Source organism: Coleofasciculus sp. FACHB-542, from assembly GCF_014695825.1.
Classification (GTDB): Bacteria; Cyanobacteriota; Cyanobacteriia; order Cyanobacteriales; family FACHB-T130; genus FACHB-T130.
On the sequence record NZ_JACJPB010000055.1, the window covers coordinates 59,381 to 74,684 of the forward strand.

At 40.7% G+C, this 15,304-nt stretch carries 14 protein-coding genes; 12 read left to right on the forward strand and 2 right to left on the reverse strand.

Annotation, left to right across the window (positions count from 1 at the left end; translation table 11 throughout):
- Window positions 1-49: 49 nt before the first annotated feature.
- From H6F52_RS22725 to H6F52_RS22765, 9 genes are all read left to right on the forward strand, one after another.
- On the forward strand, window positions 50-964 hold the full coding sequence (locus H6F52_RS22725; protein WP_190536827.1) for a phytanoyl-CoA dioxygenase family protein: 915 nt from the start codon (window positions 50-52) through the stop codon (window positions 962-964).
- A gap of 98 nt (window positions 965-1,062) precedes the next feature.
- Window positions 1,063-2,421, forward strand: coding sequence for a flippase (locus H6F52_RS22730; protein WP_190536828.1), 1,359 nt, complete (start codon window positions 1,063-1,065; stop codon window positions 2,419-2,421).
- Entirely contained in the window at window positions 2,418-3,611 is a 1,194-nt protein-coding gene (locus H6F52_RS22735) for a hypothetical protein (protein ID WP_190536829.1), read from the forward strand. Before H6F52_RS22730 ends, H6F52_RS22735 begins: the two co-directional genes overlap by 4 nt.
- Before the next feature lie 2 nt (window positions 3,612-3,613).
- On the forward strand, window positions 3,614-4,522 hold the full coding sequence (locus H6F52_RS22740; RefSeq protein ID WP_190536830.1) for a glycosyltransferase family 2 protein: 909 nt from the start codon (window positions 3,614-3,616) through the stop codon (window positions 4,520-4,522).
- Window positions 4,523-4,536: 14 nt separating this feature from the next.
- On the forward strand, window positions 4,537-5,154 hold the full coding sequence (locus tag H6F52_RS22745; RefSeq protein WP_190536831.1) for an acetyltransferase: 618 nt from the start codon (window positions 4,537-4,539) through the stop codon (window positions 5,152-5,154).
- A gap of 6 nt (window positions 5,155-5,160) precedes the next feature.
- On the forward strand, window positions 5,161-5,892 hold the full coding sequence (locus H6F52_RS22750) for an acyltransferase (protein WP_190431777.1): 732 nt from the start codon (window positions 5,161-5,163) through the stop codon (window positions 5,890-5,892).
- Window positions 5,893-5,942: 50 nt separating this feature from the next.
- Window positions 5,943-6,866 carry an NAD-dependent epimerase/dehydratase family protein gene (locus H6F52_RS22755; protein WP_190536832.1) on the forward strand — a complete coding sequence of 308 codons (924 nt, stop codon included), beginning with the start codon at window positions 5,943-5,945 and terminating at the stop codon, window positions 6,864-6,866.
- Window positions 6,860-8,023 carry a glycosyltransferase family 1 protein gene (locus tag H6F52_RS22760; protein ID WP_190536833.1) on the forward strand — a complete coding sequence of 388 codons (1,164 nt, stop codon included), beginning with the start codon at window positions 6,860-6,862 and terminating at the stop codon, window positions 8,021-8,023. Before H6F52_RS22755 ends, H6F52_RS22760 begins: the two co-directional genes overlap by 7 nt.
- A gap of 30 nt (window positions 8,024-8,053) precedes the next feature.
- Complete coding sequence (locus H6F52_RS22765) at window positions 8,054-9,544, forward strand: hypothetical protein (protein ID WP_190536834.1); 1,491 nt, start codon at window positions 8,054-8,056, stop codon at window positions 9,542-9,544.
- Between the two features lie 46 nt (window positions 9,545-9,590).
- On the opposite strand, the gene H6F52_RS22770 is transcribed toward H6F52_RS22765, so the two are convergent.
- The gene (locus tag H6F52_RS22770) at window positions 9,591-10,193 is read right to left on the reverse strand and encodes a methyltransferase domain-containing protein (protein ID WP_190536835.1); all 603 of its coding nucleotides are present in this window, start codon (window positions 10,191-10,193) and stop codon (window positions 9,591-9,593) included.
- Between the two features lie 251 nt (window positions 10,194-10,444).
- Between H6F52_RS22770 and H6F52_RS22775 the strand changes: the two genes are divergently transcribed.
- The 3 genes from H6F52_RS22775 to H6F52_RS22785 all read left to right on the forward strand — a co-directional run bounded on the left by H6F52_RS22775 (window position 10,445) and on the right by H6F52_RS22785 (window position 13,927).
- A complete protein-coding gene (locus H6F52_RS22775; RefSeq protein WP_190536836.1) occupies window positions 10,445-11,317 on the forward strand; it encodes a glycosyltransferase family 2 protein in 873 nt (290 codons plus the stop codon).
- On the forward strand, window positions 11,314-12,501 hold the full coding sequence (locus H6F52_RS22780) for a glycosyltransferase family 4 protein (RefSeq protein ID WP_190536837.1): 1,188 nt from the start codon (window positions 11,314-11,316) through the stop codon (window positions 12,499-12,501). Before H6F52_RS22775 ends, H6F52_RS22780 begins: the two co-directional genes overlap by 4 nt.
- Before the next feature lie 160 nt (window positions 12,502-12,661).
- The gene (locus H6F52_RS22785; protein WP_190536838.1) at window positions 12,662-13,927 is read left to right on the forward strand and encodes a glycosyltransferase family 4 protein; all 1,266 of its coding nucleotides are present in this window, start codon (window positions 12,662-12,664) and stop codon (window positions 13,925-13,927) included.
- Here the strand turns inward: H6F52_RS22785 and H6F52_RS22790 are convergent.
- Entirely contained in the window at window positions 13,918-15,249 is a 1,332-nt protein-coding gene (locus tag H6F52_RS22790; protein WP_190430913.1) for a TIGR03279 family radical SAM protein, read from the reverse strand. The genes H6F52_RS22785 and H6F52_RS22790 overlap by 10 nt on opposite strands.
- Window positions 15,250-15,304: the final 55 nt, after the last annotated feature.

A 15,304-nucleotide genomic window follows, 5' to 3' on the forward strand; every position in this document is an offset into this window, starting at 1 on the left:
ATACGTTTAAAAGTGAACTAAAACAATCAGTTCCTAAAGGATTTAATTTATGGACACACCTAAAGATTATTACGAAACTAACGGATACTATGTTTTTAAAAATCTCATTCCTGAAAATTTGATTAATAATATTTTAAAAGAGTATAACTCCAATATCCTTTCATCTAACTCTCCTTTCTTTAGACAATCAACGAATAAATGGGAAACCAATACAATTACTCCCAATGGATACTCTGAAGAATCTTTTAGAGATGTTCACGATTACCCAGATTATCCAGGATTTACTGAGGCAGCTAAAGAAATTTTCTGTTTACAGCAGGTTAGGGAAGCACTGACTGAACTGACGGGTAGTAAGGAGCATAACCTCATGCAAACTATGTTCTTTGATATGAACACGGCTACCCCTGCCCATCAGGATTGGTACTATTTAGATTCGATGCCAAATGGTCATTTACTGGCTGGATGGTTTGCTCTGGAGGACATCCATGAAGAAGCGGGTCGATTCTATGTTTTACCAACATCTCATCTGGTTGACTTTGAGTTAACAGATGATGAAAAACTATCTAATCGGTTTTACTTGGAAAAGTTGAAGGAGTATATCAATGTTCACAAGAGTAATATTCAAGCTCCTGCCTTGAAAAAAGGGGACGTCTTATTCTGGAACTCTAGAACGATTCACGGTTCCTTGGAAACACTCAATCCCCAATATTCTCGCAAATCTCTCACGGCTCATTATTTACCAGCAATATATGAATTCGGTAGCCGCAATGCAGAATCTCCGACTGCTGTAGATTATGCCACGTACAAAGGAATGAAGTATCGTTTGATTCCTGCAATGTACAAAAATTATTCAGCGGCAGCGAAACTGAAAACAGATTTATTGCAGTATTTGTGGGAGCAACCGAAACTAATGCGAACCGCAAAATTTGTGAGAAAAGTTTTGCAAGGTGCTAAAGGTAAATAATCGATTCTGTTCTGTTCATCGCAAAAACAAATAGGGTTCTGTAGGACGACCTAGTTCTCGAACCCTATCTTTATCCCTTCATAAATTGCCCAATTCTGATGTTAGACAAGCTGAGTCTGGTCAATCAAAAGCTTAGCCCTGGTCTACGCAAGGTGTTCAGCAACATCGCGTGGCTGTTCGCTGACAAAATCCTCCAAATGGGCTTAAGCCTAATTGTAGGGATATGGGTAGCTCGCTATCTAGGGCCGGAACAGTTTGGCTTATTTAATTATGCGATCGCATTTGTAGCCCTGTTAGGGCCAATTGCCAACCTGGGGCTTGATAGCATCGTAGTACGTGACATTGTGCGCGATCTATCTACCAAGAATGAAACCCTTGGAACTTCCCTCGCACTAAAACTTATTGGCGGTGTTGTAACAACTTTGTTAGCGGTTGGCGCAATTTCCTTACTACAGCCTCAGGACTCTTTAACTCATTGGCTGGTAGGAATTATCGCTGCTGGAACCATTTTTCAAGCTTTCGAGACGATCGATCTTTGGTTCCGCTCGCAAGTTAAATCTAAATATACAGTTGTTGTTAAAAATTGCGCCTATTTGCTTGTCTGTGCTGTCAGAATTGTCTTAATTCAAATTAAAGCTCCTCTCATTGCATTCGCCTGGGCAAGATGTGGAGAGCTTGCCTTAGCTGCTGTGGGCTTGGTAATAATTTATCAAAATAGCGGGGAGGATATAAAAGCATGGCGTAGCAGTCTCCCTCAGGCAAAGAACTTAATCAAAGAAAGTTGGCCCTTGATTGTGTCGGGAATCGCCATTTATATTTATTCCACTATCGATCAGGTCATGCTGGGTTCCTTCTCTGCTCAAGAACTTAAATTCGATCCTAAATATGAATTAGGCATTTATGCCGCTGCTGTGAAGATCTCGCAGATATTTGATTTTATTCCCTCTATCATGCAAATATCTTTTTTCCCAAAACTCACTGAGGCGAAGGCTCAAGGGGAGATTGAATATTTCAAAAAATTTCAGGCTTACTTTGATTTAACCTTAATTTTGTGGTTGATAATCGCAATTCCAGTTTCACTGCTTTCCACTTACGTCGTTCATTTCTTGTACGGAGATAAGTATGCAGCTTCAGCAATAATACTATCAATCTATGTTTGGTCACAGTTTGGTAGCGGTTTTGGTCTTGCGAGAAATGCGTTTATTATGATTGAAGGAAAAGCCAAAAATGAATTATTTTTAACTTTTATAGGGGCAGTTGTAAATATAGTTTTAAATTTATATCTAATTCCTAAGGATGGAGCGGTTGGAGCTACCATAGCAACTTTGATTACTTATTTCATTGTAACTGTAGTTCTCAACTTTATCATTCCAGATTTAAAGCCAATCGGTAAGTTTATTCTACGCTCTTGTAATTTATATAAGGCTGCTACAAGAATTAAAGGAATCGTGCAATGATTGAAATAAAACCAAGCATTCAGCACAAATCTACCTGTCCCCACAGCGGTACACTGCTTAATCCTCAAGGTGTTCTTTGGCAGGGAATGCATATTTGCGTAAAATCTAAGTGCGACTCCTGTAATATAGAAATTATTGAAGATTTAGAAGTTGGTCATGCTGTCACTTTTCCTTATCAAATTGATTTAGCAAAAGGCGACGTTTTTGGAAATGAATCCTGTAAGTATTGGTTAGGTGAAAAACTTCTTTACTCTCTGCAAAACCCCCAATCTGAAGAGATTGCGATATCTAAGGAGGTTTTTAAGCAGCATCAACGTGTCATTATCTTAAACTGTATTGATTATCTTTATGGGCATAGTTTGTTAAAGCTGCTTAATGTCCAAAGATATCTAAATAATTACCCAGATTGCGGCTTAATTGTCATCGTCCCAAAGTTCTTGAGATGGATGGTTCCAGAGGGCGTTACAGAAATTTGGACGGTAAATATACCTTTACAGCAAGGGCAATGCTACTATCCGAAGTTTGACCAATTTATCTCTGAGGAATCCAAGCGTTTTGATAAAATTTACGTAAGTAAGGCATATTCTCATCCGAGTCAGTTTGATATTAGTAAATTTACGCGGGTTACCACTCATAGCTTTGATAAAGATTCAAACCAAATAACCTTTATTTGGCGCGACGATCGGATTTGGTGTAATCCGCTTCTCTTCAAAACCTTGAGGAAATTAAAGATGGTTGATATTGCCCTCAAGCTTCAGAATGAAAGAGTGCAAAAACTATTTTTAAAGATTCGCTCTAAAGTTCCTTTAGCAAAGTTTACGATCGCTGGTTTGGGGAGGAAAACTCAGTTTCCCGACTGGATTGAAGATTTGCGGGTAAACAAGTTTAATTCAGACACTGAGAGGCAAATGTGCCAAGTTTATTCCCAAAGCCGCTTGGTCATTGGTGTACATGGTTCTAATATGCTGTTACCTTCTGGTCATGCTGGCATGACTCTCGATCTGATGCCAGAGGATCGGTGGGGAAACGTGGCGCAAGATATCCTCTATCAAGAGACAGAGCCTCGATTGGCTGCTTTTCGATATCGCTATGTTTCGCTTCAGACTCCTTTAGATGAAATAGGAGCGATCGCTTCCAGTATGCTCCTACATTACTCCGAATATAAACAGAATATGACTGCTGATAAGTGACCATGAAAACTCCCGTTGCTTTGTTAATCTTTAAACGACCTGAGACTACAGCCAAGGTTTTTGAGGTAATTCGTCAGGCAAAACCGCCGAAGCTTTTAGTAGTTGCTGATGGCCCTCGTAGCGATCAACCAGGTGAAGCAGAAAAGTGCGCTGCTACTCGTGAAATTATTGACACTGTAGATTGGGATTGCGAAGTTATAAAAAATTATTCAGATGTAAATTTAGGCTGCGGTTTACGTCCAGCTACAGGTATTAATTGGGTATTTGAACAAGTAGAAGAAGCCATCCTTTTCGAGGATGATTGTTTACCTCATCCAACTTTCTTTCAGTTTTGCGAGGAGTTATTAGAAAAATATCGCGATGATGAAAGAGTAATGAGTATTGCGGGAACCAATCTTTTAGGCGAACGGAAGTTACCTGGACAAAGTTATTATTTTTCCTACTTTGGTGGAAATTGGGGTTGGGCATCCTGGCGTAGAGCTTGGAAATATTTTGATTATGACATTAAGCAATGGCCTGAAATTTTCGAGAGTCGGTTCCTAGAAAATTATTTAAGGGTACCAAAACATTATTTGTTTTGGCAAAAAATATTTCAAGATGCCTACCAAAATAAAAACAGATCCTGTTGGGATTATCAATGGTTGCTAGCTTGTTGGCTTCAACATGGATTAAAAATAGTGCCTGAAGTTAATTTGATTACGAATATTGGTTTCGGAGCCAATGCAACTCACACTTTTTCTACTGAAAATCCCTTAGGTAAAATGGGGACGCAAGAAATTAGCTTTCCTTTGAAGCATCCTCCTTTTATGATTCGAGATGTAGAAGCAGATACCTTATTTCAAGAAAACTTTTTTGACAATAGAAGCCTATTTACTAAAGTTAAAAATAAACTTCAAAAAAGTTTTGCTTAAGGAGTAATTACGAGATGAACCCCTTCTCCAAAATTAAGTCTAAAATTAATGCTAATTTAACCAAAAAAAAGTGTGTAATTGGCAATAGTTCAAGCGTTTTAGACCACAATTCACTGATAAGCCACGATCGCGATAAAAATAGTATTATTCTTGGTGAAAACACTCACATCGAAGGTCAATTAATGACTTTTCCTGGAGGAAAAATAAAAATAGGCAATTTCTGTTATTTAGCCCAAGGCTCTAAAATTTGGTCAGACACTTTAATTGAAATAAAAGATAGAACAATCATTGCTCATAATGTAAATATATTCGACAATCAAACTCATCCACTCGATCCGGTAGCGCGTCATCAACAATTCGTTCACATTATCCAAAAAGGCTTTCCTAAAGACTTAAACCTAAATGGAAAACCAGTCATTATTGAAGAGGATGTTTGGATTGCTTGTAACTCAATTATTTTAAGAGGGGTGACGATTGGAAAATGCTCAATTATCGGTGCTGGCTCAGTCGTTACAAAAGATGTCCCTGCTTGGACGATTGTTGCGGGGAATCCAGCCCAGATTATTGGCAAAGTTCCTGAAGGTGAACGGAAGATTTTAAATAGCAAAGAAGTAGTAAGCGATCGCGGGTAAAAAGCAATGAAGCGCTTTATAGTATCTAAACTAACAGACGCTCAAATAGACAGGATTAAATGGCTAGGAGGTAACTTAAAAGCCCATTTTAGTAAAAGGCAAAATGTAGGTAAAAACTCTTATATCGATCCATCGGTTCATGTACTGGGGTGGGGTAATGTAAAAATTGGTCAAAATTCAGTTATCGGTTCGGAAACAGTAATTGTCATTAACAAACGAGAAAAAGAAAAAATTTCTGTCATTGTTGGTGATAACTGTTTTATCGGTCGGAGAAACTTTTATAGTGCTGGAGCTTTAATAAAAGTCGGTGACTACAGTTTAATTGGTAATGACTGTAAACTGTTAGGAAGTGGGCACGAATACACTTCTCCGTTTATTCCGTATCACACTGCTTTAACAACTACTGATGGAGTAATAGACATCGGCACAAATTGCTGGCTGGGTGTAGACGTGACTATTTTGAAAGGCGTCCAAGTAGGATACGGCTCAATCATTGGAGCTTCCACCGTAGTAAATTGCAATATTCCCCCATTCAGCGTGGTGGTAGGAAATCCATGTCGAATTGTTAAAAGATTTGATATGCGATCGCAAGAGTGGGTAAGGGCTAAAGATTATTCTGAAGATGGCGATCGATATCTTCCTGGTGAAGATGAATATTTAGCAATATTAAAAAAAAATTTTCCCGCTACTAGAATGCCAACAATCGCTGTTAGCAAGTTCTTCGGGGATTTAGACTAACAAAGTAGGAAGAAAATAGATAATTTTACGAATAAATAAAAAATATTTCCATGAAAACTGTTTTAATTACAGGTGTTACAGGGTTTATCGGGCGATATGTTGCTCGTCAGTTTACAGAAACTGGATGGAGTGTTATTGGGCTGGGAAATCGCCCTCCAGAGAATGCACCTAGACAAGATTTGTTTCGCTATGAAAAATTAAATTTGCCTTCTGCGGATCTAGCAAAAATTGTTCAAGAGTTGCAACCGGAAGTTTGTATTCACTGCGCTGGAAGAGCTTCAGTAGAGCTTTCAATTAGCGATCCATCAGCAGATTTTAGCAACAGTGTTGCTGTCACTTTCAACCTTTTAGATACATTACGTCTTTATGTTCCAAAATGTCGTTTAATCTATCTTTCTAGTGCTGCTGTCTATGGAAATCCTGAAACCTTACCCATTCAGGAAAACCAAAGCTTGAAGCCAATTTCTCCCTATGGCTTTCATAAGCTGATGTCTGAGCAACTTTGCGCTGAGTTTTTCCAAGTTTATAACTTACCCACTGCTATAGTACGCATTTTTTCGGGTTATGGGCCAGGACTGAGGCGACAAGTTCTTTGGGATATGTGTCAAAAAGCTTTGATAAACCCCGCACTAAAGTTACGAGGTACTGGCAACGAAAGCCGCGATTTTATTCATGGTAGAGACGTAGCAAGGGCACTTCAGATTCTTGCTGAAAAAGCTAATTTTGAAGCCGAGGTTTATAACCTTGCAAATGGTGTCGAAACAACAATCAAAGAATTAGCAGCATTAGTGTTAGCTAAACTAGGAGAAGATATTCTGGTTGAATTTGATAATAGTACTCCTGTCGGAACTCCGATAAACTGGCAAGCCGATATGAGCAAACTTTCCCAAATTGGATTTATCCCTGAAGTAACGATAGAAAGGGGTATAAACGTCTATGTTCAATGGTGCCGAGCTGAGATTTTAGGATGGTAAAAAATCTACATATTTGCCTCAATATGGTGGGTGGCTCTGGCTGGCTAGGGGGCGTGCTATATATTCAGAATTTAGCTCGTGCGATCGCTACTTTACCAGAAACAGAAAAAGCGAATATCAAGCTAACAATCGCTGTTCACGATAAAGATATAAATTTAATAGAACCAGCCCGGGGTTACGTTCACCAAATTTATGCTACTTCCAAGTGGCAGCGTGCCTATCTAAAAATGTGTAATTTTTTAGCTGAGCGTATCTCTTTCATTCCTCTGGAACTACTAAATCCTCAAAAAATAAATTTTCTTTACCCGGCCATAGCAGGAACCCGCTCACCTTATCAGTGGGGAGGTTGGATTCCTGACTTTCAACACTATCACTTACCCAACCTTTTCTCTCCGGAAGAAATCGCTCAACGTAATCGAGATCAGCAACAAATTGCTCACGCTGCTCCTATTATTGTCCTCAGTAGCAATATGGCACAAGAAGACTTTAAACATCTTTATCCGGAAGCAGCTTCTCGAAGTGTTGTAATGAATTTTGTAAGCTGTCCCGCACCTGAATGGTTTGAGTTAGATCCCAAACTAACGCAAGAAAGTTATCAACTTCCAGATAAATTTTTCCTGATCAGCAATCAATTTTGGAAACATAAAGATCATGCTGTGGTAATTGAAGCTTTGGGGCTACTGAAACAACAGGGGCTTACACCTACCGTTGTTTGTACTGGAAGTGCTACTGATTATCGTAATCCTGATTATTACAATTACCTCTTAACAAGAATTGAGGAATTAGGAATTAGCGAACAAGTACGTCTTTTAGGATTAATTCCTCGTGTAGACCAAATTCAGCTCATGAGGAGGTCTTTAGCTGTAATTCAGCCTTCTTTATTTGAAGGTTGGAGTACGGTTGTAGAGGACGCACGTTCTCTTGGTAAACCCATGTTACTTTCTGACTTTCCTGTTCACCTGGAGCAGAATCCTCCTGATTCTTACTTTTTTGAGCGTAGTAATGCGGAACAACTAGCAGCACTGATTGATAAAAGTTTCACTACATTAACACCAGGACCAGATGTAGAAAAAGAAAGTTTAGCTAAACAGGATAATGTTGAACAAATCAAAGGATACGGTAGGCGTTTTTTAGAGATAGTACGCAGTGTTGTATAACCAACAAAATTTTATCTAGGGATTTTTTAGATGTTGAAACGCTCAGAGAAATACTTACATTACGTACTCTTTGATACGCTCAAAGAAAAGAATGTTATTCCTCCAGCCTTTTTCTGGATAGCTGTAGCTACTTTGTATGCAGTAGCGAATGCGCCGAAGAATAGGATAATCATGGCGTTTCAAGCAATTTTCAATCGCCTGCCTCAAGATTGGGTTTCTACAACTGTTCAAGCAATCGAAAGTCGTTTCAGCCAGGGGGTAATTTCTCCAGAAATCCTAGCCAAAACTGCTCCGCAGCAACTAGCTGAGATTACTACTAATTACGGCATAATCCCTATCAAAGGATTTCTCTTTTTTATCGCAACTTTAGTTATTGCATACCCAATTTTAATATCGGTTATTAAGTCGCGTCATTCACTATTTCAGTCTGGGTTTAAAAGAAGAGCGATCGCCTCCTTAGCCATCTTCGCAATTATATCTGTACTCATCGTCCCTTTTCGCTATCCTTTAGGTCCAGGGGTGATGGGTTTAGAGTATGCCATTAGGAGTTTAGAGCCTTTTAGTCAAAATGCCGACTGGTATTATCGACGCTTGCTTATGCTAGCGATCGCTAACTTTATCCACATGAGTGGACCATTCCTATATTACATTTTTTCTCTGGCTTGTACCTATCTTTTAATCTTCTTGACTTTAACCTTTATCGAGTCCAAAATATTCGGTTCAAAGGAGACTGATGAGGGGCAACAAGAAATTGAATCCGAATCAATAAATTATCAAAAAGTTGGTTTATATTACCTTTCAATTACAACTAGTAGTTATTTAATTTTTAATTGTCAATTTCCGGGCTATGTCGATCAGCTATTTTTTAGCCTGTTATTACTTCCAGCTTGTATCCCTATGACTCGGCAGGGAAGACTCGCAACCCTTGCTTTTGCCTTAGCCACACATGAAGCCAGTGCTTTTGTCTTTATCCCAATTGTTATTTTCTGTTTTCCCAGAAGAGAAGTATTAACCGCTTTATCCTTAGTCCCCATTTACTGTTTTATTTGGTTTGCTGGCAGTGGATTTTCTCTGGATAGTCCAGTAAAGGCACACTTGATACTGGAGAATAAGACGGCATTGCAGTACTTAGCTGAAAATCCAATGTTGGGATTAGCAGGGTTCTTTTTCTCCTACAAGCTATTGTGGATTATTACCCTGTATATTTTGTGGATACTTTGGCGTCAGGGCGAGACACTTTTGGTAAGTGCGATCGCTTGTATCATTGCATTCCCTATTTCTACAATGTTTTTGATTGTGGATACTAGCAGAAATGTAGGCTATGGTTTCTTTGGAATGTTAATTGCTTTTGCTATCCTGATTCGGGAAAAAAAAGTCTTTCCGGGGCATCTTATATTATTTTATATGGTCATTCTAAATATTATTATTCCTTCATACTATGTAGGTTTAAACACGGGTTTTCAGACTTATATGGGTCTGTATCATCTTATCCCTCTTTTTCCCTCCACTTATGTTCCATGAATATAAAATTTTAGGGTGAGCATTGCCCACCCTACTCATTCAACTATTATTTAATACATTCCATAAATAGGGATTCTGGGCGTTCTTCTCGTTCTGCAATCCCTGCTATTTGACTGTTTCGGTAGTTACATCTAACCACTTCCCGAAATCCAGTATCCAAGAGGATTTTTCGCAACGAATTTTCGTTATAGTGCCAGTGGTGGCGATTTTTTTCTAACGTCTGCGTTGCTTCTAAAAATTCTGTCAAAAATACTTCAGGACAGCTAGGATTGTAGCTCTTTATTAATTGATCGAGGTCTGGAACTGCAACCCGAAATATTCCACCTGGCTTCAGAACTCGATAAACTTCAGAGATACAATTTAAAGCGCCTTCTAAGTATAAATGCTCAAGTACATGAGATGTATATGCTGCATCAACACTATTATCAGACCAGGGAAATTTTTTAGTCAGATCCAGATATGTAAGCTGACGAAAAATTCCTTTTTGATGCTCGTCATATCGTTCTCGATCGAGCTTCCCTACTTTATACATGAGATCAGGTAAAAAGGGGATTTTTGAAACCCAGATATGAGGAGTAATATCTGTATTGATCCAGCCAGAGAAAATGCGGTCGAAAGAGCCTAAATTTAATTTCATTGCCTCAGACATATTGTTGACCTCAGAAAGTGAATTAAGCCGCTATAAACTAGCTTAATAAAAATCAATATCAAGAATATTGAAAATATTCTTTAATTTTAGAAAAGGTAAGCTTAGGGCTTGCTAAATTGTAGAATATAGGTTGGCCAAAAAAAGCAATTACGTTGATACATTGTTCATGCTTCTAATTTTAGTATTCCCAAGTTCAGGAATAATATAGCTATTATGACAACTAACATTTATTTTAATAATGTGAGGCGCTGATGGAAAATACTAGCATAGCTGTTCTTATCACTTGCTATAACCGTAAGCAAAAGACTTTAGCAAGTCTAGAGGCACTTTTCAACCAGGTACTCCCAACTAACGTTAATCTTTGGGTCTATCTTGTAGATGACGGCAGCAGTGACGGTACAGCAGCAGATATCAACCAATATTATCCTCAAGTAAAGATTATCCAGGGAGATGGAAATTTATTCTGGAATGGAGGAATGCGAGTGGCATTTTCTGAAGCCATTAAGCACCCTCATGATTATCATCTCTGGCTGAATGATGACACGCTAATTTACCCAGAAGCTTTAAGTAATTTGCTGACAACCTCTCATCTTTTAGCCTCGCAAGGAAATGCAGCAGCCATTGTAACAGGGGCGACTTGCGATCCGGAGACGAATACGGTTTCTTACGGCGGCGTTGTGAAAAGTACGTGGTGGCATCCCTTCAAATTTCGCTGGCTAGAACCGAGCCAAAAAGCTATACGATGTGACACCATGCATGGAAATTGTGTATTGATTCCTAAAGAAATATTCCAAGCAATCGGAAACTTAGAGCCTGACTTTAAGCATTATGCGGGAGACTTTGATTATGGGTTACGCGCGAGAGGAAAAGGATATACGGTTTGGTTAGCTCCAGGCTACATCGGAACCTGTTCCGGAAACCCTCTGTACGCAAACTGGATGGATTCTAATTTGCCGATTCGCGAACGATGGCAAAAGGCAGAACAACCTAAAAATTTCACATTCCAAGAACGGAAGTTATTTGCTCAGCGCCATGCTGGAATTTTATGGCCTATTTATTGGTTGCTGCCCTATAGAAAATTGCTTTTCTCAAGCTTTAGCAAACGGGGACAGGTGGGAACATGAAAATTATAAATTCTGGCGATAAAAAATTAAAAATAGACGATCTCCGCATTGCTATTGCGATCCCCTCAGTCGAATTTGGCTCTTACTGGCGACCTGTTTTGTACGAACTTACGAAAATCTGTAAGAATACAATTTTTTATACTGGCTGTCTTTGGCCGAAATTCGATGCTGATGCTCCAGGAGCTTCCGCGGTTAAACTTGTAGGAAAATTTAAATTTGTAGAGGCAACTCAAGTATCGGGTGGCTATGGTCGCGGTTTTATGGTAGCTTCCCCAAAGATTGTGAATGAGTTACTTGAGTTTAAGCCTCATGTTGTCTTTGCCAGCGCTTTCTCTATATGGACTGTTTTAGCACTGCTTTTTAAACCTTTGGGAGGTTGGAAAGTTGTAATTATTTATGATGGCAGCTCACCGAACACAAACTTTGAAGATTCTAAACTTCGTACCTTTGCGCGTCGTTTAATGGTTAAATTTACAGATGCTTTTATTGCTAATAGCAATGATGGCAAAAACTATCTTCATAAGGTAATTGGAGCTGACGAAAGAAAAATTTTTACTAAAACTTATCTGGTGCCTGAACCCCAAGCTTTGCGGGAACGTCTTGAAGCTGCCAAACCTAGTGAATTAAGGTTAAAACGTCCGGTTTTTCTATTTGTCGGGCAAGTAATTTCTAGAAAAGGGATAAAGCCCTTATTAGAGGCATGTTCTCTTCTTACAAATCAGGGATATTCTGAGTATTCGCTAGTAATTATTGGGGATGGAGCGCAACGTGAGGAATTGGAAGTTTTTGTTAAAGACAACAATTTAATAGAACTTGTTACCTGGATAGGATGGTTAGACTACGGGCAACTAGGAGCCTATTTTCAGAATGCCGATGTCTTTGTTTTCCCTACATTTGAAGATGTCTGGGGAATGGTGGTACTGGAAGCGATGGTGTTTGGCAAACCCATATTGTGTTCTAAAGGTGCAGGCGCTTATGAAATGGTGATAGAAGGAGAAAATGGGTATTTGTTTGAGCCACAAAAGCCCGAAGAAATCGCGGAAGGAATGTACCGTTTTATAGATAATCCAGAGCTTGCTGCTTCAATGGGAGAAAAATCAAAGCAATTGATTGGGCAGTATACCCCAGAAGCAGCAGCAAAAGCGATGGCAGAAGTAGCAATGAATATTTTACAAAAAAGTTAAATAAATTCCGAATGATATTGAATGGAGGCAGAGCCTCTAAAATTGCGTTCTCGAGCTTAGGTGGGGAACAAAAAAATAATTCGGAGAAAGTGGGTAATTTTGAAAGTGGGTGGGAACTATAGGTAGGTAAAGCTACTAATTTTATAAGAGGTAAAAGCCTATGAAAATCCTTCTATCTGCATACGCTTGTGAACCAGGGTGTGGCTCTGAGGAAGGGGTAGGCTGGAATACAGTTCGGCAAGTAGCGAATCATCACGAAGTTTGGGTGTTAACTCGAATTGGTTATCGTGCAGCAATCGAAGCCGAGCTGGATTGTCACCCAGTTCCCAATTTACACTTTATTTATTTCGACCCATTTAATTGGACGGAAGATTGGCGGAATAAACAAGGGTTGGTGCAACTTCATTACTACCTTTGGCAAGTACAAGCTTATTTTCTGGCAAGGCAGATGCATCGGGAGATTAGCTTTGACTTAGTGCGTCATGTCACTTATGTGAAACACTGGTCTCCTAGCTTTTTAGCACTGTTGCCAGTTCCCTTCATCTGGGGACCTGTCGGAGGCGCTGAATCGGCTCCAAAAGCTTTCTGGAAAGATTTTAGTCGGCGTGGCAAGGTTTATGAATTGCTGCGAAACTTCGCTCAATCAGTGGGTGAACAAGATCCATTTGTGCGGCTGACTGCAAAGCGAAGTTATGTAGGATTAGCAACCACTGAGGAAACGGCAGAACGGTTGCGATCGCTTGGAGTAAAAAATGTCCAAATCGCTTCGCAAGTAGGTTTATCTAAGGAAGAAATTAGTCAATTGGCACACCATATTGTGCCTGATGATAGCCCAATAAGGTTTATTACTGTGGGTCGCCTCATCCACTGGAAAGGAGTGCATCTGGGGATTCGCGCTTTTGCTTTGGCTCAAATTCCCAAAGCAGAATACTGGATTGTGGGAGATGGACGGGAACGGCAACAATTGGAAGCGATCGCTCACTCACTGGGAGTGGCGGATAAAGTTCGCTTCTGGGGCGCTTTACCGCGCCAGGAAACCCTATCTAAAATCGGGCATTGCCACGTCCTCGTTCATCCCAGCCTGCACGAATCTGGGGGATTTGTCTGTGCGGAAATGATGGCGGCGGGGCGTCCAGTCATTTGTTTGGATCTGGGAGGGCCAGCGGTACAGGTAACGGAGGAAACTGGGATTAAAGTGGCGGCGGTAAATCCCGAACAAGTCGCACGCGACGTAGCTGCTGCGATGACTCGTTTAGCTGAAGATCCAGCGTTACGGCTGCGAATGGGACAAGCGGGACAAAAGCGGGTGAAGGAAGTTTTTGATTGGGATCTCAAGGAAAGGCTTTTGCTCGATTTGTATGAAAAAATGCTACCTCAGCCCGCTATCGTGGCTTCAGTTGCTAAAGGCTTGACGGATCAAGGGTGAATGCAGGCGTCGATGAGTTCTTCGATGCCATTGATGGGCAAGATTGGTGTACCTAACTCAGTGGCGAGTTGTTCGACCGTCATGTCATCTAGGAAGCAAGAATCGCCGTGTTTTAACATGACTGAGGGGAGGAGAATGCGATCGCCCAAATCTCTTCCCTTTAGTTTCAGCAAATCTTGACCCGTTAACAAGCCAGTGACGCTAATCTCTTGTCCCCAGTATTCGCTACGCAACGCCGCCAGATTTACTTGCAGTCCTTGCACTTGATTCAGACGTTGCAAGATAGGCTCAAAGGCTTTTTCCACTGCATTCCCCACCACCCAAGTTAATTTTTGGGATGTTTTTAAACGTCGCGGCAATTTTTTCGCGGCAACCTGCTGAAATTCCTTGAGAAATTGGCGAATCGAACCAACCCCATTGCCAATTTGAGGATAGTCTTCGTAGTCTGATTCTGGCGGTAATTCTTGCCCAGCAATTAAAAACCACTCGTCGGCTAACCAAGCAAAAGTCGATCCCATCTGGTTGCGGAATTTCTCCTGGAGTGCCTGGACTTGCAAAATCACTTCAGCGGCTTTCTGGGGCGTCACTGGGGTTAGTTCGTCTTCGGTTGGACGGAAACGTGTCAAACCGACCGGAACCACTGCCACAGAGGCGACAGCCGGGATATCTCCCTGGTGAAAAGAGGCTAAATCCCCCAGGGTAGTCTCTAGGCGATCGCCATCGTTAATGCCAGGACAGAGAACAACCTGGGCATGGATTTGCAGACGCCGTTCTTGAAACCACCGCAGTTGCTGCAAAATCTCAGCGGCGCGGGGATTTTTTAACAGGCGGCTGCGGACTTCTGGTTCGGTAGCATGGATGGAAACGTAGAGGGGAGAGAGGCGCATCTGCTCAATCCTGTCCCATTCCCTCTGGGTGAGATTGGTCAGGGTTAAGTATGAGCCATAGAGAAAGCTGAGGCGGTAGTCGTCATCTTTGAGATAAAGCGATCGCCTTTTACCGGGAGGCTGTTGATCGATGAAGCAAAAAGGACAGCGGTTATTACACTGAATTAAGCCATCAAATAGGGCAGTTTCAAATTCCAACCCCAAGTCATCGTCGTAGTCTTTCTCAATTTCCACCGAGTGGCTTTTGCCAGCAGTATCTAAAACTTCCAGTTCCAGCACTTCATCCGCACACAAAAACTGGTAGTCAATAAGGTCGCGGGGGCGCATCCCGTTGATGGAAACAATTGCATCTCCCGGTTCAAACCCGACTTCGGCAGCAATGGAGTCGGGGAGGACTTGGGTAATTAAGGCTGGACGAATAGAAATCTCGCTCATAAAACTAGGAGGAAACGAACCGCTTCAGGCACGGAGGGAGGAGAAGAAAAAGTAA

Bases quoted from the DNA above. Each gene is read 5' to 3' on its own strand.
- H6F52_RS22765 (WP_190536834.1), top strand. From the start codon at position 8,054: ATGTTGAAACGCTCAGAGAAATACTTACATTACGTACTCTTTGATACG.
- H6F52_RS22725 (WP_190536827.1), top strand. From the start codon at position 50: ATGGACACACCTAAAGATTATTACGAAACTAACGGATACTATGTTTTT.
- H6F52_RS22770 (WP_190536835.1), bottom strand. From the start codon at position 10,193: ATGTCTGAGGCAATGAAATTAAATTTAGGCTCTTTCGACCGCATTTTC.
- H6F52_RS22735 (WP_190536829.1), top strand. From the start codon at position 2,418: ATGATTGAAATAAAACCAAGCATTCAGCACAAATCTACCTGTCCCCAC.
- H6F52_RS22730 (WP_190536828.1), top strand. From the start codon at position 1,063: ATGTTAGACAAGCTGAGTCTGGTCAATCAAAAGCTTAGCCCTGGTCTA.
- H6F52_RS22775 (WP_190536836.1), top strand. From the start codon at position 10,445: ATGGAAAATACTAGCATAGCTGTTCTTATCACTTGCTATAACCGTAAG.
- H6F52_RS22750 (WP_190431777.1), top strand. From the start codon at position 5,161: ATGAAGCGCTTTATAGTATCTAAACTAACAGACGCTCAAATAGACAGG.
- H6F52_RS22740 (WP_190536830.1), top strand. From the start codon at position 3,614: ATGAAAACTCCCGTTGCTTTGTTAATCTTTAAACGACCTGAGACTACA.
- H6F52_RS22785 (WP_190536838.1), top strand. From the start codon at position 12,662: ATGAAAATCCTTCTATCTGCATACGCTTGTGAACCAGGGTGTGGCTCT.
- H6F52_RS22790 (WP_190430913.1), bottom strand. From the start codon at position 15,249: ATGAGCGAGATTTCTATTCGTCCAGCCTTAATTACCCAAGTCCTCCCC.
- H6F52_RS22760 (WP_190536833.1), top strand. From the start codon at position 6,860: ATGGTAAAAAATCTACATATTTGCCTCAATATGGTGGGTGGCTCTGGC.
- H6F52_RS22745 (WP_190536831.1), top strand. From the start codon at position 4,537: ATGAACCCCTTCTCCAAAATTAAGTCTAAAATTAATGCTAATTTAACC.
- H6F52_RS22755 (WP_190536832.1), top strand. From the start codon at position 5,943: ATGAAAACTGTTTTAATTACAGGTGTTACAGGGTTTATCGGGCGATAT.
- H6F52_RS22780 (WP_190536837.1), top strand. From the start codon at position 11,314: ATGAAAATTATAAATTCTGGCGATAAAAAATTAAAAATAGACGATCTC.